This window comes from Delftia sp. WSY_10, from assembly GCF_043104705.1.
Taxonomy (GTDB): Bacteria; Pseudomonadota; Gammaproteobacteria; order Burkholderiales; family Burkholderiaceae_C; genus Comamonas; species Comamonas tsuruhatensis.
The window spans coordinates 40,118-62,330 of sequence record NZ_JBICKY010000053.1 but is presented as its reverse complement, the minus strand read 5'-3'; the positions used below and the strand labels follow the sequence as shown (position 1 = coordinate 62,330).

Genomic DNA, 22,213 nt, shown 5'->3' with positions numbered 1-22,213 from the left:
TTTGGGCCTTGCACCGCCTGAGCTGCCTGCAGCTCAGGCGGTGAGCACTTTCCTCATGGTGATGTGAGGAATGCCGGCCTCTTCATAGGGCTCGCCCTCGGGCGTGAAGCCCGCGCGCAGGTAGAACGACTCGGCATGGCGCTGCGCGTGCAGCACGACTTCGCGGTCGCCGCGCTGGCGGGAGGCCTCCACCAGGCTGTCCAGCACGATGCGGCCCCAGCGGCCGCCGCGCACGCTGCGGTCCACGGCCATGCGGCCGATCCTGCCCGCGCCGGGGCTGTCGCTGACCAGGCGGCCGGTGGCAATGGGCTGGCCCAGGCCGTTGTAGACCACGGCGTGGCGGGCCACGGGGTCGAACTCGTCGATCTCGATCTCGCGCGGCACGCCCTGCTCGTGCACGAACACGGCCAGGCGCAGGCGCTCGGCGTCGCGGCCCAGGTCGTTCCAGCTGCCCGATGCCACGCGCACCACGCTCTGGCCTGCCTCATAGGCGGTGAGCACGTCGCGCAGCTGCTGCGGCACGGGCAGCGGCTGGCGCGTGGTGGCATCGGCGAACACATAGACCAGTTCCACGGTGTTGAGCAGTTCCATGCCCCGGAAGATGCCGGCCTCGAACAACAGCGAGGTATTGCCCTGCCTGGCACAGCGTATGCCCACATGCAGCACGTCGCCCAGCGTGGCCGATGCGTGGTAGGTGGTGGTGGCCTTCTTGACGAACAGCTCGCCGCCCAGGGCCGCGAAGGATGACTCATAGGGCATGCCCAGCTGGCGCCAGTAGTCGGTGACGGCCACGTCGGCGTACATCAGGTAGTGGGCGTTGAAGACGATCTTCTGGGCGTCCACTTCGGACCAGCGCACTTCGATGCGTTGCAGCGTGCGGAAATCTTGGCGTTGCATGGGTTTTTCTCTCCTGTTGTCTTGGGTGTCTTGGGTGCCCTGGCTCTCAGGCCGCGAAGGCGTCGGCCAAGGCGCGCGCCATGTCGGCATGTGCACGGCGCGCTTCGGCAATGGCGCGGCCCATCTTGACGAATTCATGGGTCACGCCCCGGTAGATCTCCAGATCCACGGGCACGCCCGACATGCGCAGCTTGTCGGCGTATTCCACGCCCTCGTCCACCAGCGGGTCGCATTCGGCCAGGCCTATCCAGGCCGGGGCCACGCCGTCCACGTCAGGCGCCAGCAGCGGGGCGAAGCGCCAGTCCTCGCGGTCGGCAGGGCTGTTGAGGTACTGGGCAAAGAACCAGGTGATGGCCGGCTCGTCAATGACCAGCCCGTGGGCGAAACGGCGGTGCGAGTCAGTGTCCTGGTGGGCCGTCGTGCCCGGGTAGATCAGCAGTTGCAGGGCCAGCTTCAGGCCTGCATCGCGCGCATGGATGGCGCAGGCTGCGGCCAACGTGCCGCCCGCGCTGTCGCCGCCCACGGCCAGGCGTGCAGGGTCGGCGCCCAGCAAGGCGCCCTGCGAAGCCAGCCATTGCAGCGCATCCCAGGCGTCGTTGTGGGCCGTGGGGAATTTGTGCTCGGGCGCGCGCCGGTATTCCAGCGAGATCACCATAGCGCCCGAGAGGTGGGCCAACTGGCGGCACAGCACGTCGTGCGTGGCCACGCTGCCCACGGTGAAGCCGCCGCCATGCAGGTACAGCAGCACGGGCAGGCCAGAGGCCGGTGCTTGGGCACGCTCCTCAGGCGCATAGAGCCGAGCGGGCAGCAAGGCGCCATCGCGCGCGGGAATCTGCAGGTCCTCGACACGCGGCAGGACGGGCTTGGGAATTTCGAGCACGCCGGCGCCCGCCTCATAGGCGGCGCGCGCACCCTCGGCGCCCAGCTGGTGCATGGGCGTGCGTGCGGCGCGCTCCATACGGCGCAGCACATCGCGCATCTGGTGGGTCAGGGACGCCGGCAGCGGCGTGGCGTGGGGGCGGGATTCGGGCTGGGGCACGTTCAGGAGCAAGTTCAGGGACAGGTTCGATCGGAGCCATCTGGCAAGGCAATGCGGCGCGGCCGGCAAGGCACGGCACGGCACGGCAGGCGCCGCGCAGCAGGCATTGTGCCGCGAGCACAAGGCCCTGGCAGCCATGCGATGGCAGTGCACGCCCGTGCTGTCGCCCCCGTGACCGCGCAGGCGCCCTCTCAGGGTTTGCTTTGTTTGCAGTGCAGCACGCGCGGTCTAGATTCGGCGCACTCCCCCTGATCCCCACCACGGGCCGCAGCGGCCCGCAACGAGTCACCGACCATGGCTTTCATCAACTACGTCACCCAGATCCAGTTTGACTTCGGCGCCGTGCGCCTGTTGCGCCAGGAGTGCGAGCGCGTGGGCATCACGCGGCCGCTGATCGTCACCGACCAGGGCGTCAAGGCGGCCGGCGTGCTGCAAAAGGCGCTGGATGGGCTGGGCGACATGCCGCACGCAGTGTTCGACCAGACGCCCTCCAACCCCACCGAGGCCGCCGTGCGTGCGGCCGCTGCAATCTACCAGGAGCAGCGCTGCGACGGCCTGATCGCCGTGGGCGGCGGCAGCGCCATCGACTGCGCCAAGGGCGTGGCGATTGCGGCCACGCACGAAGGGCCGCTGTCGCACTACGCCACCATCGAGGGCGGCTCGCCGCGCATCACCGAGCGCGTGGCACCGCTGATTGCCGTTCCCACCACCAGCGGCACGGGCAGCGAGGTGGCGCGCGGCGCCATCATCATCGTGGACGACCACCGCAAGCTGGGCTTTCACAGCTGGCACCTGGTGCCGCGCGCCGCCATCTGCGATCCGGAACTGACCTACGGCCTGCCCGCCATGCTGACGGCCGCCACGGGCATGGACGCCATCGCCCACTGCATGGAAACCTTCATGGCAGCCGCCTTCAATCCGCCTGCCGACGGCATTGCGCTGGACGGCCTCACGCGCGGCTGGGCGCACATAGAACGCGCCACCCGCAATGGCCAGGACGCCGAGGCACGCCGCCAGCTGATGAGCGCCAGCATGCAGGGCGCCATGGCCTTCCAGAAGGGCCTGGGCTGCGTGCACAGCCTCAGCCACAGCCTGGGCGGTGTGAACCCGCGCCTGCACCACGGCACGCTCAACGCCATGTTCCTGCCCGCCGTGGTGCGCTTCAATGCCGAGGCCGAGAGCGTGCGCGCCGAACAGCGCCTGCAGCGAATGGCCCACGCCATGGGTCTGGCCTCGGGCAGCGACATTCCCGAAGCCATACGCGACATGAACGCCCGCCTGGGCCTGCCCACGGGCCTGGCCGCCATGGGCGTGGAGCGCGCCCAGTTCGCGGCCGTGATCGGCGGGGCGCTCAAGGACCATTGCCACGGCACCAACCCGCGCCTGGCCAGCGCCGACGACTACGAGCAGATGCTGGCCACCTCGCTGTGAGCCGCCGTAGCCGCTGTGAGCGGGCTCAGTGGCCGGGCGGTGACTGCTCCGGTGACTGGGCCGGTGGCGGCGCCGGTACAGACGCGGGAGCGGGAGCCGGCGCCGGCGCTGCGCCGCTTTCCATCATGCGGCGCACTTCCACGGTCTGCATCAGCTGCTCGGCCATGACGGCCAGCAGCTCCAGATCTGCCGGCGAGACCTCGCGCGGTGCGTCGTCCATGATGCAGAAGCTGCCCAGCACCGCGCCGTGGCGGTTCCTGAGCGGCACGCCTGCGTAAAAGCGCAGCCGCATGGCCTGCAGTGCGGGGTTGCCGGCAAACCGGGGGTCGCGTGCTGCGTCGTGCACCACCAGGGGCTCGCCGCCGTGCACCACATACGAGCAGATGGACTGCCCGCGCGGCATCCCGGCCGATGCGGGGTCGCCCTGGTCCGCCACCAGCAGGCTGCCGGGCGTGTGCACGCGGTCGGCATCGACCCATGAGACCTGGGCCCATTTCACGTCGAAGGCATTGGCGGCCTGCTGGGCTGCCTCGTGGTACAGCGGCGGCAGGCCGGGCCCGAGCACGCCGCTGTCGCGCAGCTGGCGCACGCGCTGCTCATCGTCATCGGGAATGGGCGCGGCCAGGCCCTGGCCTGCCGCGTCGGGCAGGCGCAAGGCGTCCACCCACAACTGCAGCTCGCGCAGGCTGGACACGCAGGCGGCGGCGCCGCAGCGGCGCGCGAACTCGGGGTCGGACACCACGGCCGGCGCATTCCACAGCGCCAGCACCACGCGCAGATGCGGCCAGTGGCGGCGCACCCGCCGCATGATCTGGCGCGCCACGGTCTGGGGCTGGGCGCTGAAGACCGAGAGCACCAGCAATTGCGCCTCGGCAAGGGCCTGTGCGCCTGCATGGCCCTGCGGCAGGCCGCCGCCCTCGCCCTGCCCCAGCTGGCGCCATTGCGGATCGGCCGCCAGCGCCCAGTCCGAGCAGCTGACCACGTGGCCGCGCAGCGCCTCGCTGTGCGCCACCATGGCCGCTGCCAGGGCATCGACCTCCCAGCGCGCGCCCACGCAATGGATGCGCAGGGCCCGCGAGGACAGGTCTGCGGGCGCGGGATGGCTTTCCCGCAGCTCCTCGACCAAGGCATCCATGCCGCTGGACAGGCGCAGCCGGTGCTCGGCCGTGGCCGACTCCAGGTGCTGCTGGGTGGCCAGGCGCAGCGCGGGGATCGCCACCTCGTCATAGAAGCCGGCCACTGCGGCCGAGCGTTCGTCCGCCGAGGCCCGCGCCGGCAGCCTTGCGTCCACCAGTTCATGCGCCAGCGTGACCGCATCTTCCACATCGTCGGCCAGCAGGCGCTGGTACAGCCGCTGGGCCGGACCCAGCACGGGGGAGCTGCCCAGCAGCACCTCCATGAACTGCAGCGCCGGTATGTAGCGGCCCAGCACCAGCAGGCAGACCGTGAGCGGCGTGGACAGGATCAGCCCTATCGGCCCCCACAGCGCCGTCCAGAAGGTCGCGGCCGCAATGATGGACAGCGTGGACAGGCCCGTGCTGCTGCCATACAGCCAGGGCTCGATGAGGTTGTTGCTGATCAGCTCCAGCGCCATGATCAGCCCCAGCGTCATCAGCAGCATCTGCCAGCCCGGATCCACCGCAAAGGCCAGCGCCAGCGGGAAGGCGGCAGAGATCATGGCGCCCACATAGGGAACGAACCGCATGATGGCCGCCAGCACCCCCCAGAGAATGGCGCCCGGCACGCCGATGAACCACAGCCCCGCCGCCATGGGCAGTCCATAGGTGATGTTGACCACGAACTGCATGCGCAGGTACTTGCCTATGCGCTGCGAGGCCTCGTCCAGCGCGTCGGTGGCCACATGCAGGTTGCCGCCCATCAGGCGCAGCAGCCGGTCGCGCAGGTCATCGCGGTCCAGCAGGATGAGGATCACGAACAGCAGCACGATGCCGGCCGTGGTCACGGGCTCGGCCACTCGGCCCAGCCACTGCAGCATGCGCGCCGTGGGCTTTTGCTCGGGCGACTGGATCTCCACCTTCTGCACGCGGGGCGTGGTGGCGCCGCGGGAGATCTCACGCTCCACCGTGTCATAGGTGCGCAGGGCGCCGTCCCAGGCGCTGGGCATGTTGGCATTCCTGCGCAGGCTGCGCAGCTTGTCGCGGATGGTGCTCTGGTAGGTGGGCAGGTCGGCGCTGAGCTGCTGCACCTGGCTGCCCAGATAGGTACCCATTCCGGCCAGCGTTGCCAGTGCCATGACCACCACCAGCAGCGTCGCCGCCATGCGCGGCAGGCCCCAGCGCCTGAGCCGGGAGACCGCAGGATCGAGCAAAAAGCCGAACAGCAGCGCCAGGGCCAGCGGAATCAGCAGTCCCTGCCCGAAATACAGACCCGCGATGATGATGCTGGCCACCAGCAGGCCGGTGAGCAGGCGCAGCGCAGGCACCATGTCGGCCAGCTGTGCCAGGCCCGGCAGGGCCGAACGCACGCTGCGTGCGAAAGCCGCGTCGGCAGCGGCCGCGTTGCCGGCCGCATCGGCTGCGGCGTTCTCAGCGCCTGGTTTTCTGGAAGGCGCTGGTGTGAGGTCGGGATGTGGATTCATGGGGGGACAGGCATCAGGGCTTGGATACGTGCGTGGATGCTGCCGCACTTGCGCCCATCGTGGGATTGCACAGCGCGCTGCGGGCCGGCCCTGTCAGCGGGCACCGCAATCGCTGGAACTCCGCCGCCGTCGCTGCCACAGCGCGCCAGCTCACCAGCGCACACGCACCACCGTGCCGCCGCCAGCACGCGGCGCCAGGTCCAGCGTAGCCCCTATGGCGTGGGCACGGCGGTGCATGCCTGCCAGGCCCATGCCCTGCGCCTCATCGGGTGTACGCGGCGGCAGGCCGCGGCCGTCGTCTTCCACGCGCAACTCCCAGCGCAGCTCGCGGCGCGCGCCGGGATGGGCGCCGTTCGCCCGCGCAATACCCGGCTCCAGGGGCTGCAGCACCAGCCACAGCGTGCTGGCCTGTGCGTGCTGCAGCACATTGCTCACGGCCTCCTGGGTGATGGCAAGCAGGTGCTGGGACGACTGGCCTCGAGGAAGATCGGGCAGATCGGGCAGATCGGGCAGGCCCGGCTCGGACTGCGGATCGGCCACGCTCCAGCGGATCTGCATGCCACGGCGGTCCAGCACGGGCTGCAGCCGGTGGCGCAGGCGCGCCAGGCGCACGGGCAAGGCGTCCTCCACGGCGTCCATGGCGTCCACCAGCAGGCGCAGGTCCAGCAAGGCCTGCTCCAGCAACTCCTGCGCCTGGCGCTGCCGGGTTTCGCTCGGCTCCAGCAAGGCCATGGCATTCACCAGAAGGCCGCCCACGCCGTCGTGCAGATCGGCGGCAATGCGCCGGCGCTCGGCCTGCACCTCACGCGAGGGCCGGGGGCTGCGCCTGCGCCGCCACAGCAGCAGCCTGCGCAGGCGCGAGGCACCCATCGCACACAGCAAGGCCGTCAAGACCAGCAGGGACAGGCTGCACAGGCGAAGCCACAGCGGAGCCTGGTCGCCCTGCTGCCAAAGCCAGGCGCAAAGCGCCAGCATCTGCAGCAGGCCCAGTGCCAGGCAGACTGCCAATGCGCGAAGGGAGTCCTTCATGGCCATGCGGTGGGAAGCGGCGGCGGGGCGGTCCGCACGGGCCCCTGCGCCGCCAGCCAATCAGAACAGGCCGCGCAGCGATGCAAAGCGCACCGCCTGGGCGCGTGTGCGCACCTGCAGCTTGCGGTAGATGTTCTTGATGTGCGTGTTGACCGTCATGGCGCTGATCATCAGGCGCGAGCCGATCTCGGCGCTGGTGTAGCCGCTGGCGACCATGCGCAGCACCTCGCGCTCGCGGGTGGACAGGCGGTCCGCCTCGTCGGGCGAGCGGCGCTTGGGCTCGGCGCCCTGGGTCTTGTCGAAGCGCTGCAGCAACCTGCGCGCCAGGCTGGGAGTGACGGATGCGCCGCCATTGGCCACCTGCAGCACGGCCTGCGGGTAGTTGCCGAACCAGGAGTTCTTGACGAGGTAGCCCGTGGCACCCAGCTCGAAGGCGCGCAGCACCTGCTCGTCGTTTTCCATCACGGAGATGATGACGGCCTCGGCCGTGGGCCGCACGGTCTTCATCATGTCCAGCAGCTCGAAGCCCTCGCCGTCGCCCAGGTTCAGGTCGACCAGCATCACGTCGAACTCGTGCTGGCGAATGGCCTTGCGCCCCTCTCGAACACTTCCGGCCTGGGCCACGACCAGGGTGCGCGGGTCGTTCATGATTTCCTGGGCAATGACCATGCGGATGTGGGCATCGTCATCGACCAGCAGCACGCGCACGGGCTTGTCGGGCTGGCCGGCCAGATAGTCTGGCCACATGGCGGAACTCAGGCCCGTGCCCAGCATGGCCTGGGCGCGCGAGGAATCGGCGATCAGGGGACGGGCATCGGCGGGAACGTCGGATGGATTCATGCTGTTCTCCTCAAATGTCACGTCATGTATATGACGCAACCGATCACATACGCGCCTTTCACATTAAGAGAAATCGCCACCGATATCCACAATCTTTGACGAAGTTTGTGAAAGATTGCGTAGCTTGCAAATTAACACATTTGTGTGAGAAGCCGGGTCCGTACTTTCTTGATCACCTGACCGGCAGGCCTGTCGGGCCTGGCAGGCCATGCCCTTGCCGATGCCCGCCATCCTCCCCTGGATCCGGGCCCATGACAGCCGCCGGTCCAACGCCTTCCTCCTGCGCCTGCACCGAGCGTATGCAATTCGATACACCAGGTTGTCTGGATGGCCCCATGCCCGCCGGATCAACGGCCTGAAGCGAAGCTGCAACTGCAAATTTTCTGTCGTTACACCTTGAAACTACCCAACTCCATTCACCTCCCCATGCCGCTGCTTTAACGCGATGCAGCCCGCCAGCCAAAGGTTTGGACGGGTAAGTACCCGCCAGGTGGCTCAGCGCTCACGGCTACCCCGTACAAGAGATGGAACGGCAGGGGCACCCCAAGCACATTGGAGTCCAGACAACGAGCTGGGGTCCAGGGAGACAAGGCCGGAAACCTCCGCAAAGTGTCTGAAAAACGGGTGCTTACACACCTCTTCCTGATAGTCCGATCCTTCCAAGGAGCCATCATGAAATCGCTTGCAATTCTTTCCCTGTGCCTGATCGCAACCGCCGCCATGGCAGATCAAGACAACCGCTACAGCAGCAGCTCCAAGATCGAAATCGACGGACCCAGCGTCCAGGTCACGGTGCTGAACAGAAGCGGGGTGCTGAACATGGCAACGGGTGGCGGCAAGGCCTCCCAGAATCTGGCCAGCAATGCGGGCAATGTGTCCATCGACAACGGCGGCAGCTCTCTGCAGATCGTGGCAGCCTCGGGAACCGGCATCATGAACGTCGCCAATGGCTGGGGCGCCGTGGCCGTCAACAACCTCGCCTCCAACTACGGCGAAGTCGACGTGAATGACCTGTCGATTCAGGTCGTGGCGGCCAAGAACTCTGGCATCGTCAACTATGCCGGCAACGGCTCCACCGCAGTGCAGAACATCTCCAGCAACAACGGCTGCGTGACCTGCTACAACAATCGCTGAGCCTGGCTGCCGGGTGAAGGCAACTGCCGGACGGCCCCCAGCCAACCGGCATAGCCTTCCCGGCACCGACCCAGCCCTCCGCACCAGGAGAGCCCACCATGCATAACGCCGCCATTCTCTGCTCGGCTGCCCTGTTGGCCTGGCTCGCCCTCGGAGCGTCCTCCATCCACGCAGCCGCTCCGGGCGAAGACCCGGTGGTACTGAACAAGCCCGTGGACTATCTGAGGCTGCCGACGGCCAAGCCCACGACATCGACGGGGCTGGAAACCGTGACCGACATACCCATCAACATCAAGGCCAAGATAGCGCGCTATGAAGCCATGTCGATGAACAATGCTCCGGGCGTCGCCACAGATGCCGACGTGGTGACCACCACCACGATGAGCAGTGCCGGCATGAAGCGCACCTGCACGCAGGACATTGCCAGCAATACCAACGCAAGCGCATTCAATCGCTACGGGCCACAGACCACCAAGGACCAGATCGTGGTTCTCAAGGGTGATCTGGTCAACGTCTGCCGATAGCGCGGCCGGCGGCCAGCCATCGGGCTGTGGGCCGCCCCGCCACTCTCGTCCCATATTTCCGGCGCCGGCGCCTGTGCGCGCCTGTGCCCTGGCTCGCCGTTTTCCAGCAGAGGTCCATCATGCGCAACAGCCTCCCATCGCCAGGACTTCCCCGCCACGATGCCGCGCCCCGGCCGGCAGACAGCGGCCACGCGGACTACCGAGGGGCTTGGCGCCAGCGATGGTCTGGCAGACAGGGCTGCATGCGTGTTGTCGCCAGCGCCGTTTCAGCCTCCATCGTGCTGCTGTCGGGTTGCGCGCCGCTGGATGCGCGCAAGGATTCCAAATACCTGGAAAAAGTCTATGCAGCCGACCGCCCGGTGGTGCGGCCGGTGCGCTCCATATCGAGCTTCTCCGATTCGCTGATGTGCATGGACAGGATGTTCCGCAACAGTCACATGCCCACGGTGCTGATCACCAGCAAGCAGTTGCCCGACTACACGGGCCGCGTGGCCGTGGCCGCCAAGGAGATGGTGGTCACCGCCCTGTCCCAGATGTCGCGCGTCAGCAGCGCCTTCCGCTACGTGGACTATGAGGTGGACATCGCCCGCCAGGACACGGTGCAGAACCTCACCACCATCTTGCTCAACAACAACCAGATCCAGCTGCAGCGCCCGGCCCTGTATGTGTCGGGCGCCGTGTCCTTCATGGACCAGAACGTGCTGCGCAACAACGTGGACATAGGCACCAGCGCCTCGCGCCTGGAAACCGGCTACAGCGCCAACCGCAGCGGCGCCGTGCTGGGCATGGAGCTGCACCTGGGCGACTTCCGCACGCGCACCATCATTCCGGGCCTGGATTCGGCCAACGAAGTCGTCATCGGCAACGGCAGCCAGGGTCTGGATCTGGCCGGCCGCATCGGCTCCTACGGCGTGCAGTTCAGCGTGGGCCGCGACTATGCCCAGGGCTCGGGCCCGGCCGTGCGCACGCTGGTCGAGCTGGGCATGATCGAACTGCTGGGCAAATGGTCACGCCTGCCCTACTGGCAGTGCCTGACGCTGGACCAGACCCATCCCGACTTCCAGCGCCAGCTGCGCGATTGGTATGAGGAGGGCGGGGCCGGCATCCACCAGGAGCTGGTGCGCCAGTCGCTGATCAGCAAGGGCTATCTGCCTCCCGACGCACCGGCCTTCACCGCAGGCAACCCGCAGTGGCGCGAGGCCATAGGGCGCTTCCAGGCCGACAGCGGCATGGTGGTCAATGGCGTGGTGGACTTCAGCACCTACGAGCGCGCACTGCGAGACTTCGTGGCCGTCAGCGCCGATGGACACATGACGCGCATCGGCTGGAACACCAAGAGCGCGGCACCGGTCACCACCGCCGCCGAGAACGTGGCCGTGGCCACGGGCGACTACCGCTACGGCGCCCCCGCGCCCGACCGCAAGCTGGACCTGTGGCTGGAGAACATCACGCCCACGCGCACCTCCTTCGAGACGGGTGAGCAACTGTTCCTGTCCGCCACCGTGTCGCGCGCCTCTTATCTGTCGTGCTTCATGGCGGGTGCCGACGGCGAGGTGGTAAGGCTCTTGCCCAACGATGTGAACCGCTCGGGCTGGATCACGGCCGCCCAGTCCGTGCGCCTGCCCGACTGGATGAGCCCCAACCCCGGCTATGTGATCAATGCCGGCCCGGCAGGCAAGGAAGGCGTGGCCTGCTTTGCCACCGAGCAGAACATGAGCGACAAGCTGCCCCAACTGCTGCAGAACAAGGCCTTCATCGCCATCCCGGGCATGCGCACACTGGAGGATGTCAACCAGGCCATGGCTAGCGGACTGGGCGCCGACCAGTACACAGGCATGGCCCGCTTCTGGCAAGTGGTTCCGGCCCAGGCCAAGCGCTGATGCGCCTGACAACCGCCCCGTCCACGAACCCACCGGAGGCACACGCCATGCCGTCCCACGCCCACGAACCGCTGTGCGCCGCCCGTGCGCAGCGGCTCGCAACTGCGCTGCGGTTGTCCGTCAGGCTCGTGCTGGCGGGCCTGCTGGTCCTGCCGCCCGGCGTGACGCCCGCCATGCCGGCGCATGTGCAGGCTGCCGCACGCTTCACGCCGGTGGCCCCCATCCGGGTGGCAACCACCGGCCTGTTCAGCGCACAGCCCGGCACCAGCAATATCTCATCCACCTCCGACACCGCCCAGCAACGGGCCCTGTCCCAGCTGCGCAGCCGCGCCGAAGGCAAGGGCGTGAGCCTGGCCACGCAGCGCGAGGCGCAATGGGTGATGGGCCTGCTGGCACTGCATGGCATTGCCATGGCGCAGGACGGGCCGCAGGCCAGGCAATGGTTCGAGCGCGCGCAGCGCGCCGGCCATCCGCTGGCCAGCGCAGGACTGGCCTGGTGCGCCATGGACGGCTGCGGCCAGCCGCCCGACCCACCGGCCGCAAGACCCTGGATCGCCCAGCTGGCCAAGACCGACCCGGCCCGCGCCCAGTACCTGGAATGGCTGCTGGCGCGGCGCCTGGCACCGCTGTCCACGGCCGAACCCGTGGGCGAGGCCTTGGCCGTGGCAGGCACGCCCGACCAGGAACTGCTGCAGCGCGCAGCGCGCTCCGGCAGCCCCGGCGCCCAATTGGAATGGGGCCTGGCCCTGCTCGCGCAGGACGAGCCCGAGGCAGCGCTGCGCCAGTTCCGCGCGGCAGCGGCGCGCTCATCCAGCGCCGCGACCAATGCACAGATGCTGGGCGAGCGCCTGCGGCCCGCAGGCCAGCTGGTGTCGGCGCAGGGCAGCTCCACGCCTGCAGCGCAGGGGCCGCAGGCCATGCAGCGCACGCCGCAGCTGAGTGGAGCGCCCAGCGAGCAGGACATCCAGGTGCGCCAGCCCGTCACGGCCCAGCAGCAATGGGAGCAGGCGCAGCGCTACCACCGCGGCGACGGGGTGCCGGCCAACTACACCGAGGCGCTGCGCCTGTACCAGCAGGCCGCATCCCACGGCCATGTGGCATCGCGTCGCATGCTGGAGCTGATCTACTCGCGCCCCGCACCGGGCGGCGGCGTGGACATCGGATGGATGCAGCAGCTGGCGCGCATAGACCCCATGACCATGCAGCCCATGGCGCCCGTCAGCCCCGCGCCCTACCGGCGCGATCCCACGCCGCTGTTCGACATGGTGCCGGCGCCCTGGCACAGGCACTGAGGCAGGAGCGAGGCGCTACAGCACCACGTCCAGGCCGGTGTCGGCCATCCAGTCCACCGGGTCCTGGCGCAGGACCATGTCGATGTCCAGGCCCAGGGCCACGCCCACTTCGCCGGGAAAGCTCACGGCCAGGGCACGCTCGTCCCACTGCGCCTCGCGCGAGCGGGCGCGCCAGGCAGCGATGTGCAGCACGCAGGCCAGCGGATCGAAGCCCGGCTGGGCCAGCGGCGCGTACAGGTGCTGCAGCGCATCGGCCAGCAGCGGCGGAAGGTTCCAGCGGCGGGCCAGGCCCGCACTGACATGGCTGTATGTGTAGCCGCACAGCCGCATTTCCAGCTCGGCGCGACGCGGGTCCAGCGGGCCGACCAGTTCGGTGATGGTGGCGGCGCGGCCGGGGTCGATCATGTGCATGGCCAGCTCCCCCAGGCCGTGCATCAGCCCTGCGGCATAGGCCGCCGTGGGGCTGGCCTGCACGGTGCCGGCCAGCGCGCGCGCCACGCGGGCGGCTTCCACGCTGTAGCGCCAGAAGGCCGGCATGGCCATGCCCGGCACGGCATGGGCGCCCACGCCCAGCGGTATGCCCCGCACGATCTGGCGCAGCTGCGCGGGCGCCAGCAGGGCCAGCGCCTCGGGAATGCCGGTGACACGTCCCGCCATGCCGAACACCGGGCCGTTGGCCTGTGCCAGCAGCCCGGCGGCCAGCGCAGGGTCGGCTGCGAAGAGCTGGCTCAGCCGGCGCAGGCTGGGCTGCTCGGGCACCAGCTCGCGCAGCAGCAAGGCCACGATGCGCGGCTGCGCCGGCAGGGCCAGGGCCTGTGCCAACAGCGTCTGCAGGTCCAGTGCATGCGCAGCCATCGCGTTTCCTGCCTTGCCGTGCGCGGGACTACTTGCGAGTCTGCAGCTTGGCGAAGGCCGAGGCCATGGCCGATTGCTGCACCGGCTCGGGCGCACGGCGCTGCCCGCCCTGGCTGCCGCGGCCTGCGCTCTCGAAGCGGTTGTCACGGGGGCCGTCGCGCCGCGCCGGTGCCGCATCGAGCTTCATGGTCAGGCTGATGCGCTTGCGCGCCACATCGACCTCCAGCACCTTGACCTTGACGATCTGGCCGGTCTTGACCACCTCGCGCGCGTCCTCGACGAACTTGTGGCTCATCTGGCTGACGTGGACCAGGCCGTCCTGGTGCACGCCCAGGTCCACGAAGGCGCCGAACTGGGCCACGTTGCTGACCGTGCCCTCCAGCGTCATGCCTTCCTTGAGGTCCTTGATGTCCTCCACCCCGTCATTGAAACGGGCCACGACGAAGTCCGGACGCGGATCGCGGCCGGGCTTTTCCAGCTCGCCCAGGATGTCCTTGACGGTGATGGCACCGAACTGCTCGCTCACGAACTGCTCGGCCTTCAGGCCCTTGAGCACTTCGGAGCGGCCCATGAGCTGGTCCACGCTCTTGCCCGTGGTGGCAATGATGCGTTCGACCACCGGGTAGGTTTCCGGGTGCACGCCCGTCATGTCCAGCGGATTGTCGCCGCCGCGGATGCGCAGAAAGCCCGCCGCCTGCTCGAAGGTCTTGGCGCCCAGGCCGGCCACGTCCATCAGCTGCTTGCGGCTCCTGAAGGAGCCGTTGGCATCGCGCCAGCGCACCACGGACTTGGCCACGCTGCCCGACAGGCCCGAGACGCGCGACAGCAGCGGCGCCGAGGCCGTGTTCAGGTCCACGCCCACGGAGTTCACGCAGTCCTCGACCACGGCGTCGAGCTGGCGCGCCAGCTCGCTCTGGTTCACGTCGTGCTGGTACTGGCCCACGCCGATGCTCTTGGGGTCGATCTTGACCAGCTCGGCCAGCGGGTCCTGCAGGCGGCGCGCAATGCTGGCGGCGCCGCGCAGGCTCACGTCCACGTCGGGCATTTCCTGCGAGGCGAACTCGCTGGCGGAATATACGGAAGCGCCGGCCTCGCTGACCACGACCTTCTCGATCTGGCGGTCGGCCTTGCTGGCGATCTTGATCAGGTCGGAGGCCAGCTTGTCGGTCTCGCGGCTGGCCGTGCCGTTGCCGATGGCGATCAGGTTGACCTGGTGCTTTTCGACCAGGCGGGCCAGCACGGCCAGGGAGCCGTCCCAGTCGCGGCGCGGCTCGTGCGGGTAGATGGTGGTGGTGTCCACCAGCTTGCCCGTGCTGTCCACCACGGCCACCTTGACGCCCGTGCGGATGCCCGGGTCCAGGCCGATCACGGCGCGCTGCCCCGCAGGGGCGGCCAGCAGCAGGTCGCGCAGGTTGTCGCCAAAGACCTTGATGGCCACCTTCTCGGCGTCTTCGCGCAGGCGCGAGAACAGGTCGCGCTCGGTGGACAGGCTGAGCTTGACGCGCCAGGTCCAGGCCACGCACTTGCGGATCAGGTCATCGCTGGCGCGCTTGGCGTGGCTCCAGCCCAGGTGCAGGGCAATCTTGCCTTCGGCCAGGCTGGGCTGGCCGGGCTCGGGCTCCACGGGCTGGACCAGCTTGGCCTCGAGGATTTCCAGCGCGCGGCCGCGGAACACCGCCAGCGCGCGGTGCGAAGGCACGCGGCCAATGGGCTCGTCGTATTCGAAATAGTCGCGGAACTTGGCGACCTCGGGGTCGTTCTCGTTCTTGGATTCGACCTTCTTGGAGCGCAGCAGGCCGTCTTCCCACAGCCATTCGCGCAGCTTCTGCACCAGGGCCGGGTCTTCGGCCCAGCGCTCCGACAGGATGTCGCGCACACCATCGAGCACGGCCAACGTGGTCGAGAAATCGGGGCCCGGCTTGCCGTCGTCCAGGGTGGTGGCCGGCTTGCAGAAGGCCTCGGCCTCCTTGTGCGGGTCCAGCGTGGGGTCGGCAAACAGCTTGTCGGCCAGCGGCTCGATGCCGAATTCCTTGGCGATCTGTCCCTTGGTGCGGCGCTTTTGCTTGAAAGGCAGGTAGATGTCCTCCAGCTCCTGCTTGGTGGGCGCATTGGCAATGGCCAGGCGCAGCGCGTCGGTCAGCTTGCCCTGCTCGTCGATGGCCTTGAGCACCGCGCCCCGGCGGTCCTCCAGCTCGCGCAGGTAGCCCAGGCGTTCGTCGAGCTGGCGCAGCTGCGCGTCGTCCAGTCCGCCCGTGACTTCCTTGCGGTAGCGCGCGACGAACGGAACCGTGGCTCCGCCATCAAGCAATTCGACCGCGGCACCCACCTGCTGCGGCTTGACATTCAGTTCTGCGGCGATTTGGGCAATGATTTTTTGCATTCGAGAGGCGCCCCGTGGCGTGGAATCCGGAAAAGCGGCCAAGTGTGCCACACGCGATTCGGGCCGGGCCGCTAGCGGCCGCCCCGCAAATGCAAGCATTTCTTGCAGGCCAATGAATTCAAGGGCTTGCAAAATCAATCCACTGCCTGCTTTTGCCGGGGCCCTGCGGCAGGCAGGCGCCCTCTGCCACAATCACCAGCTTCGAATGCAAGACGATCTGTTCGGTTCTCCCCCACCATCGGCCCCTGCCCCGCCGCCCGCGCCTGCCGGCCGCACACCGGCACCGCGCAAGGCCGCCGGCTCCGTGCAGCTGGCGCCCCAGGCCCTGCAATGGCAGGCGCTGGCGGACCAGCTTGCGCAGGGCCTGCGCATGGGGGTCTCCACCTGGTCCTACCCGGGCTGGGAAGGCTTGATCTGGGATGGCGCCTATGACAAAAGCGTGCTGGCCAAGAAGGGACTGGAGGCCTATGGCCGGCATCCGTTGATGCGAACGGTCTGCGTGGACCGCAGCTTCTGGAGGCCGTTGACGGCCAGCCAGTACCTGGCCTTCGCGGGCCAGGTGCCGGCCGATTTCCGCTTCGTGGTCAAGTGCCCATCCGTGGTTACCGACGCGCAGGTGCGTGACGAGGACGGCAAGGGCATGTCGCTGAACCCGGTGTTCCTTCAACCCGATCTGGCCGTCACCAGCTTCGTCGAGCCCACGCTCGAAGGGCTGGGCGAGCGGCTGGGCGTGCTGGTGTTCCAGCTCAGCCCGATGACCTGGGGCCTGCTCAGCCGCCCCACCGAACTGCTGGCGCGGCTGCAGGCCATGCTGGAGGCGGTGCGCGCGGCGCTGGCCGCCCATCCGCTGGGCGCGCAGATCATCGTGGCGGTGGAGGTGCGCGACCCGGATCTGCTGACGCCGCAGTTGGCAGATACCCTGCGCGCCAGTGGCGCCACCTTCTGCCTGGGACTGCACGGCAAGATGCCCCCCATCGAGGAGCAACTGGTTTTTCTGCGCGGGCTGTGGCCCACCCCGCTGGTCTGCCGCTGGAACCTGAACCGCGAGTTCGGTGCCTACGGCTATCCCGATGCGCAAAAGAAGCACGACCCCTTCGACGAGATCCGCACGCCCGATGCGCACACGCGCGCCATCCTCGCCAAGACCATCGATGGCATCACCAGCCGCGGGCTGCCCGCCTTCGTGACGGTGAGCAACGATGCCGAAGGCTGCGCGCCGCGCTCCATCGCGTTGCTGGCCGAGGCCGTGGTCCAGGCGGAGGCGGCCCGGGTTCAGCGCTTGCCGTAGGCGCGCTCCACGCGGGCCACGCGCAATTCATAGTGCTCGTACCAGGCGTCCTTGCCCAGTTGCTGGGCGACCAGGTGCTCGGCATCCTGCTTCCAGCGCGCGATGGATTCGGCCGTGGACCAGTAGGACACGGTGATGCCGAAACCGTCCTCGCCGCGCGTGCTTTCCGCACCCAGGAAACCCTGCTGCTGCGCGGCCAGGTCCACCATGCGCTGGGCCATGAGGCCGTAGCCATCATCGTCGTCCGGCGTTCTGCGCGACGAGAAGATGACGGCGTAGTAAGGCGGCTCGGGGGTGTTGGCAAAGGGGCTCATCGTGGTCGGGCGGCAAGTTCTGCGGGCCCGCAGAATACACCGCCCGCGCTCAGGAATTCGCCGGCTCAGAGGCGGACGGCGCCTGCACCTGCTCGCCGCCCAGCACCTTCCACAGCGTGACGCGGTTGAGCTGCTCGGACAGGCGCAGGCCGATCAGGGTCTGCTGGGCCGTGTAGAGGCTGCGCTGCGCATCCAGCACGGTGAGGTAGTTGTCCACGCCGGCCTTGAAGCGTGCCTCGGACAGGTCGAAGGCCTTCTGCGTGGCCGCGACCATGCTGGTCTGGGCGGCCAGGCGCTCGTCCCACTGCGCGCGGTCGGCCAGCACGTCGGCGGTCTCGCGGAAGGCCGTCTGCACGGCCTTCTCGTACTGGGCGATGGCGATGCGCTGGTTGGCCTCGGCCACCTGCACGCCCGCACGGTTGCGGCCACCGTCGAAGATGGGCAGGCGCACCAGGGGGATGAAGCTCCAGGTGCTGCTGCTGCCGCCAAAGAGGCCATCGAGCTCGCGGCTGCCCGATCCCACGCTGGCCGTGAGGCTGATGGTGGGGAACATGGCTGCGCGGGCGGCGCCGATGTTGGCCTCCATGGCGCGCAGGTTGTTCTCGGCGGCCTGGATATCGGGGCGCACCAGCAGCACGCTGGAGGGCAGCGGTGCAGGCACGGGCTGCAGCGCCGCCGCAGGCTGGGCGCCGGCGCGCAGCGTGGCGGCGCCGGGCAGCAGGCTGTCGGGCAGCGGACCGCCCACCAGCAACTGCAGGGCGTTGCGGTCACGCTCCACCTGGGAGGTGAAGCTGGCCACGTCGCCGCGCGCCGTGTCCACCGTGGTCTGGTTCTGGGCCAGCACCAGGCCCGAGGTCGAACCTATCTCATGCATGCGCCGCGTCAGTTCGTAGGCCTTCTCGCGGCTGGCCAGGGTGTCGCGTGCCAGCTGCAGGCGGGCCTGGTCGGCGGCCAGCGTGAGCCAGGCGTTGGCCACGTCGGCCACCAGGCCGATCTGCACATTGCGCCGGTTCTGCTCGCTTTGCAGGAACTGCTGCAGCGCGGCCTCGCTGAGGTTGCGCACGCGGCCCCAGAGGTCGATCTCGTAGCTGGCAAAGCCCAGCTGGGCCGTGTACTGGGTGCTGACCGATGCCGCCTGCGTGGCGCTGGTCATGCCGGCGGCCGTGCGCGCACGGCTGGCCTGGGCCTGGGCGTTGACGCTGGGCAGCAGGTCGGCGCGCGTGATGCCGTACTGGGCACGCGCGCGCTCGATGTTCTCCACGGCCACGCGCAGGTCGCGGTTGTTGGCCAGGGCCAGCGCAATGACCTCGCGCAGCTGCCGGGACTGCACCCAGTCCAGCGCGGCGGCCGCCTGCAGGCTGGCCTCGTCGGCCTGTGCCGGATTGGCTGCGGTGCTGCCCACCGTGTCGGGCACGGGCATGTCCGGCGTGCGGTGCTGCGGCGCAAGATTGCAGCCGGACAGCAGGGCCGCCAGCGCGGCCGCAGCGGCGAGGGTGGAACGGTGCATTCGGCGCCTCATGCTGCGCTCTCCTTGGTGGTATGGGGTGAGTCGGTTGCCTGCTGCGGGCTTTCTTCATCCGTGCGCGAGTGGCTCTTGAACCAGCTGCGGATCAGCAGGAAGAACACCGGCACCAGGAAGATGCCCAGCACCGTGGAGGCCAGCATGCCGCCGAGCACGGCCGTGCCGATGGCATTGCGCCCGCCCGCGCCGGCACCCGTGCCGATGGCCAGCGGAATGACGCCGAAGCCGAAGGCCAGCGAGGTCATCAAAATGGGCCGCAGGCGCAGGCGCACGGCCGAGACCACGGCGTCGAAGATGCTCTTGCCCTGCTCCTGCAGCTGCACGGCAAATTCCACGATCAGGATGGCGTTCTTGGATGCCAGGCCCACCGTGGTCAGCAGGCCCACCTGGAAGTACACGTCATTGGTCAGCCCGCGCGTATAGGTGGCGGCCAGCGCGCCCACCACGCCCAGCGGCACGGCCAGCATCACGGACAGCGGCACGGTCCAGCTCTCGTACAGCGCCGCCAGGCACAGGAACACGAAGAGGATGGAGATGGCGTACAGCAGCGGCGCCTGCGCGCCCGACTGGCGCTCCTGCAGCGAGGCCCCCGTCCACTCGTAGCCTATGCCGGCCGGCAGCGTGCGCAGGATGTCCTCGACGATCTGCATGGCCGTGCCCGAGCTGACGCCCGGCGCGGCGCGGCCTTCCATTTCGTAGGCCGGGTTGCCGTTGTAGCGCATGAGCTGGGGCGAACCGTAGGCCCAATAGCTGCTGGAGAAGGCGCTGAACGGCACCATCTCGCCCTTGCCGTTGCGCACCGTCCATTTGGCGATGTCCTGGGGCAGCATGCGGTGCGGCGCATCGCCCTGGATGTAGACGCGCTTGACGCGCTCGTTGTTCAGGAAGTCGTTGACATAGGTGCCGCCCATGGCGCTGGACAGCACGCTGTTGATGTCGGTGTACGACAGGCCGAGCGCGGCGGCCTTGCGGTCGTCGATGTCCAGGCGCAGCTCGCTGGCGTCCTCCAGGTTGGTCATGCGCAGATTGGTGAGCTCGGGGCGCTTGCGGGCCTCGGTCAGGAATTTTTCCTTGGCCTGCAGCAGCGCCTGGTGGCCCAGGCCGTTCATGTCCTTGATCATGAAGTTGAAGCCCGAGCTGGAGCCCAGGCCGCGCACGGCCGGCGGCAGCATGACCAGCACGCGCGCATCGCGGATGGAGGCCAGCTCCCGGGTCGCCCGGTGCGCGATCTCGGAGGCCGACTGGCCCGGCAGCGGGCGCTCCTCCCAGGTCTTCAGCCGCACGAAGGCGCGTGCCGAGGCCTGGTCGCCGTTCAGGCCAGAGACCTGGTAGAAGCTCAGCACGTCGGGCTGCCTGGCAAAGTAGTCGCGCACCTCGTCGAGCACGCCCTGCAGCCGCGTGTCGGCCGCGCCCGAGGGCAGGTTGATGTTGACGAAGACAAAGCCCTGGTCCTCGTCGGGCAGGAAGGACGTGGGCAGGCGCGCCATCAGCAGCCAGACCACGCCGCAGACGGCCAGGAAGATCAGCATCATGCGCTTGGCGCGGCGCAGCGAGTACGCCACCGTGCCCTGGTAGCGCGCGGCCGTGGCGTCGAAATGGTGGTTGAACCAGCGGAAGAACCGGTCGTTCACCCCCAGGATGCCGCTGCGGATCGGGCGGTCATGCCCTGCCCCGCCCGCTGCGGGCGGCTTGAGCAGCGTGGCGCACAGCGCCGGCGTCAGCGTCAGCGCCACGAACACCGACAGCGCCATGGCCGCGACGATGGTGATGGAGAACTGCCGGTAGATCACGCCCGTGGAGCCGCCGAAGAAGGCCATGGGCACGAACACGGCCGACAGCGTCACGCCGATGCCCACCAGGGCCGGCGTGATCTCGCGCATGGACTGGCGCGTGGCCTGCTTGGGCGACATGCCCGTCTCGTGCATCACGCGCTCGACGTTCTCCACCACGACGATGGCATCGTCCACCAGCAGGCCGATGGCCAGCACCATGGCGAACATGGTCAGCGTATTGATCGAGTACCCGGCCAGCGACAGCACGCCGAAGGTGCCCAGCAGCACCACGGGCACGGCGATGGCGGGGATCATCGTGGCGCGGAAGTTCTGCAGGAAGATGAACATCACGATGACCACGAGGATCATGGCCTCGCCCAGCGCGCTGACCACTTCCTTGATGGAGGCGCGCACGAAGGGCGTGGAGTCCGAGCTGACGAAGTAGTCGATCTCGTTGGGGAAGAACGGCTTGAGCTCGGCCAGCTTGGCGGCGATGGTGTCGGCCACCTGCATGGCATTGGCGCCATCGGCCAGCACGATGCCCATGCCCGCGCCGGGCAGGCCGTTGAGCTTGGCCTTGATGGTCAGGTTGTCGGCGCCCAGCTCCACGCGGGCCACGTCCTTCATGAGCACCACCGAGCCGTCCAGCGAGGACTTGAGCACGATATCTTCGAACTGCTCCACCGTCTTGAGCTTGGTGCGCGCCGTGATGGTGGCGTTGAGCTGCTGGTCGGAGACGGCGGGCAGCGCGCCCAGCTGGCCGGCCGAGACCTGGGCGTTCTGCGAGTTCAGCGCATTGACCAGGTCCGACGGCATCAGCGCGTACTTCTCCATCTTGGCCGGGTCCATCCAGATGCGCATCGCATAGTTGGTGCCGAAGACGTTGACATCGCCCACGCCGTCGAGGCGGCCGATCACATCGACCAGGTTGCTGGTCAGGTAGTCGCCGATGTCGACCGCGGTCATGGCCGGGTCCTTGGAGAAGAAGCTGTAGGTGACCAGGAAGTCCTGGCCGCCCTTGTTCACGAACACACCCCGGCTCTTGACCGCGTCGGGCAGGCGGTTCACGGCGGACTGCAGCTTGTTTTGCACCTGCACCTGGGCCACGTCGATGTTGGTGCCCGGCGCAAAGGTCAGCGTGGTGCGCGCGCGGCCCGAGGCGTCGGACGTGGAGCTCATGTAGAGCATGTTGTCGATGCCCTTGAGCTGCTGCTCGATGATCTGGGTCACCGAGTTCTCGACCGTCTCGGCCGAGGCACCCGTGTACTGCGCGCCGATGGTCACGCGCGGCGGCGCGATGTCGGGGTATTGCTCCAGCGGCAGCGTGAAGATGGACAGCGCGCCGCCCAGCATGATGACGATGGCGATGACCCACGCGAAGATGGGCCGGTTGATGAAGAACTGAGCCATGTGACGG

16 protein-coding genes are annotated in these 22,213 nt (G+C 68.5%); 6 read left to right on the top strand and 10 right to left on the bottom strand.

What is annotated here, in order from left to right; translation table 11 throughout:
• Positions 1–33: 33 nt before the first annotated feature.
• Together ACF8ML_RS21435 and ACF8ML_RS21430 are read right to left on the bottom strand one after the other, a co-directional pair.
• Positions 34–897 carry a YbgC/FadM family acyl-CoA thioesterase gene (locus tag ACF8ML_RS21435; RefSeq protein WP_013802704.1) on the bottom strand — a complete coding sequence of 288 codons (864 nt, stop codon included), beginning with the start codon at positions 895–897 and terminating at the stop codon, positions 34–36.
• A 46-nt stretch (positions 898–943) separates the two neighbouring features.
• Positions 944–1,948: an alpha/beta hydrolase gene (locus tag ACF8ML_RS21430; RefSeq protein WP_017405542.1), complete on the bottom strand. Its 1,005-nt coding sequence runs from the start codon at positions 1,946–1,948 to the stop codon at positions 944–946.
• 282 nt (positions 1,949–2,230) lie between these two features.
• Here ACF8ML_RS21430 and ACF8ML_RS21425 point away from each other — a divergent pair, with 282 nt between their 5' ends.
• Complete coding sequence (locus ACF8ML_RS21425) at positions 2,231–3,367, top strand: iron-containing alcohol dehydrogenase (RefSeq protein WP_016446813.1); 1,137 nt, start codon at positions 2,231–2,233, stop codon at positions 3,365–3,367.
• Positions 3,368–3,392: 25 nt separating this feature from the next.
• Here the strand turns inward: ACF8ML_RS21425 and ACF8ML_RS21420 are convergent, their stop codons facing one another.
• The 3 genes from ACF8ML_RS21420 to ACF8ML_RS21410 all read right to left on the bottom strand — a co-directional run bounded on the left by ACF8ML_RS21420 (position 3,393) and on the right by ACF8ML_RS21410 (position 7,835).
• Positions 3,393–5,966, bottom strand: a complete 2,574-nt coding sequence (locus ACF8ML_RS21420; protein ID WP_017405540.1) for an AI-2E family transporter — start codon at positions 5,964–5,966, stop codon at positions 3,393–3,395.
• A 150-nt stretch (positions 5,967–6,116) separates the two neighbouring features.
• Complete coding sequence (locus ACF8ML_RS21415) at positions 6,117–6,995, bottom strand: sensor histidine kinase (protein WP_235434665.1); 879 nt, start codon at positions 6,993–6,995, stop codon at positions 6,117–6,119.
• Positions 6,996–7,055: 60 nt separating this feature from the next.
• Entirely contained in the window at positions 7,056–7,835 is a 780-nt protein-coding gene (locus ACF8ML_RS21410; protein WP_016446810.1) for a response regulator transcription factor, read from the bottom strand.
• Positions 7,836–8,507: 672 nt separating this feature from the next.
• Here ACF8ML_RS21410 and ACF8ML_RS21405 point away from each other — a divergent pair.
• The 4 genes from ACF8ML_RS21405 to ACF8ML_RS21390 all read left to right on the top strand — a co-directional run bounded on the left by ACF8ML_RS21405 (position 8,508) and on the right by ACF8ML_RS21390 (position 12,665).
• Positions 8,508–8,969: a hypothetical protein gene (locus ACF8ML_RS21405; protein ID WP_016446809.1), complete on the top strand. Its 462-nt coding sequence runs from the start codon at positions 8,508–8,510 to the stop codon at positions 8,967–8,969.
• Between the two features lie 98 nt (positions 8,970–9,067).
• The gene (locus tag ACF8ML_RS21400) at positions 9,068–9,493 is read left to right on the top strand and encodes a hypothetical protein (protein WP_016446808.1); all 426 of its coding nucleotides are present in this window, start codon (positions 9,068–9,070) and stop codon (positions 9,491–9,493) included.
• A gap of 242 nt (positions 9,494–9,735) precedes the next feature.
• The gene (locus ACF8ML_RS21395) at positions 9,736–11,373 is read left to right on the top strand and encodes a DUF4384 domain-containing protein (protein ID WP_016446807.1); all 1,638 of its coding nucleotides are present in this window, start codon (positions 9,736–9,738) and stop codon (positions 11,371–11,373) included.
• A gap of 47 nt (positions 11,374–11,420) precedes the next feature.
• Complete coding sequence (locus ACF8ML_RS21390) at positions 11,421–12,665, top strand: SEL1-like repeat protein (protein WP_016446806.1); 1,245 nt, start codon at positions 11,421–11,423, stop codon at positions 12,663–12,665.
• Between the two features lie 15 nt (positions 12,666–12,680).
• Here the strand turns inward: ACF8ML_RS21390 and ACF8ML_RS21385 are convergent, their stop codons facing one another.
• Positions 12,681–13,520: an HDOD domain-containing protein gene (locus tag ACF8ML_RS21385; protein ID WP_016446805.1), complete on the bottom strand. Its 840-nt coding sequence runs from the start codon at positions 13,518–13,520 to the stop codon at positions 12,681–12,683.
• A 28-nt stretch (positions 13,521–13,548) separates the two neighbouring features.
• Positions 13,549–15,900 carry a Tex family protein gene (locus ACF8ML_RS21380; RefSeq protein WP_047327664.1) on the bottom strand — a complete coding sequence of 784 codons (2,352 nt, stop codon included), beginning with the start codon at positions 15,898–15,900 and terminating at the stop codon, positions 13,549–13,551.
• 205 nt (positions 15,901–16,105) lie between these two features.
• Between ACF8ML_RS21380 and ACF8ML_RS21375 the strand changes: the two genes are divergently transcribed.
• The gene (locus ACF8ML_RS21375; protein WP_047327663.1) at positions 16,106–17,188 is read left to right on the top strand and encodes a DUF72 domain-containing protein; all 1,083 of its coding nucleotides are present in this window, start codon (positions 16,106–16,108) and stop codon (positions 17,186–17,188) included.
• On the opposite strand, the gene ACF8ML_RS21370 is transcribed toward ACF8ML_RS21375, so the two are convergent.
• The 3 genes from ACF8ML_RS21370 to ACF8ML_RS21360 are packed head-to-tail and all read right to left on the bottom strand — an operon-like array spanning position 17,173 to position 22,206.
• Entirely contained in the window at positions 17,173–17,502 is a 330-nt protein-coding gene (locus ACF8ML_RS21370; RefSeq protein WP_016446802.1) for an antibiotic biosynthesis monooxygenase, read from the bottom strand. The genes ACF8ML_RS21375 and ACF8ML_RS21370 overlap by 16 nt on opposite strands.
• A 49-nt stretch (positions 17,503–17,551) precedes the next feature.
• Complete coding sequence (locus ACF8ML_RS21365; RefSeq protein ID WP_017407319.1) at positions 17,552–19,009, bottom strand: efflux transporter outer membrane subunit; 1,458 nt, start codon at positions 19,007–19,009, stop codon at positions 17,552–17,554.
• Between the two features lie 8 nt (positions 19,010–19,017).
• Entirely contained in the window at positions 19,018–22,206 is a 3,189-nt protein-coding gene (locus ACF8ML_RS21360; protein ID WP_392407898.1) for an efflux RND transporter permease subunit, read from the bottom strand.
• Positions 22,207–22,213: the final 7 nt, after the last annotated feature.

Coding starts and splice junctions, on each gene's coding strand:
- ACF8ML_RS21395 (WP_016446807.1), top strand. CDS start 9,736: ATGCGTGTTGTCGCCAGCGCCGTTTCAGCCTCCATCGTGCTGCTGTCG.
- ACF8ML_RS21375 (WP_047327663.1), top strand. CDS start 16,106: ATGCAAGACGATCTGTTCGGTTCTCCCCCACCATCGGCCCCTGCCCCG.
- ACF8ML_RS21425 (WP_016446813.1), top strand. CDS start 2,231: ATGGCTTTCATCAACTACGTCACCCAGATCCAGTTTGACTTCGGCGCC.
- ACF8ML_RS21435 (WP_013802704.1), bottom strand. CDS start 897: ATGCAACGCCAAGATTTCCGCACGCTGCAACGCATCGAAGTGCGCTGG.
- ACF8ML_RS21405 (WP_016446809.1), top strand. CDS start 8,508: ATGAAATCGCTTGCAATTCTTTCCCTGTGCCTGATCGCAACCGCCGCC.
- ACF8ML_RS21400 (WP_016446808.1), top strand. CDS start 9,068: ATGCATAACGCCGCCATTCTCTGCTCGGCTGCCCTGTTGGCCTGGCTC.
- ACF8ML_RS21365 (WP_017407319.1), bottom strand. CDS start 19,009: ATGCACCGTTCCACCCTCGCCGCTGCGGCCGCGCTGGCGGCCCTGCTG.
- ACF8ML_RS21420 (WP_017405540.1), bottom strand. CDS start 5,966: ATGAATCCACATCCCGACCTCACACCAGCGCCTTCCAGAAAACCAGGC.
- ACF8ML_RS21415 (WP_235434665.1), bottom strand. CDS start 6,995: ATGAAGGACTCCCTTCGCGCATTGGCAGTCTGCCTGGCACTGGGCCTG.
- ACF8ML_RS21390 (WP_016446806.1), top strand. CDS start 11,421: ATGCCGTCCCACGCCCACGAACCGCTGTGCGCCGCCCGTGCGCAGCGG.
- ACF8ML_RS21380 (WP_047327664.1), bottom strand. CDS start 15,900: ATGCAAAAAATCATTGCCCAAATCGCCGCAGAACTGAATGTCAAGCCG.
- ACF8ML_RS21370 (WP_016446802.1), bottom strand. CDS start 17,502: ATGAGCCCCTTTGCCAACACCCCCGAGCCGCCTTACTACGCCGTCATC.
- ACF8ML_RS21385 (WP_016446805.1), bottom strand. CDS start 13,520: ATGGCTGCGCATGCACTGGACCTGCAGACGCTGTTGGCACAGGCCCTG.
- ACF8ML_RS21360 (WP_392407898.1), bottom strand. CDS start 22,206: ATGGCTCAGTTCTTCATCAACCGGCCCATCTTCGCGTGGGTCATCGCC.
- ACF8ML_RS21410 (WP_016446810.1), bottom strand. CDS start 7,835: ATGAATCCATCCGACGTTCCCGCCGATGCCCGTCCCCTGATCGCCGAT.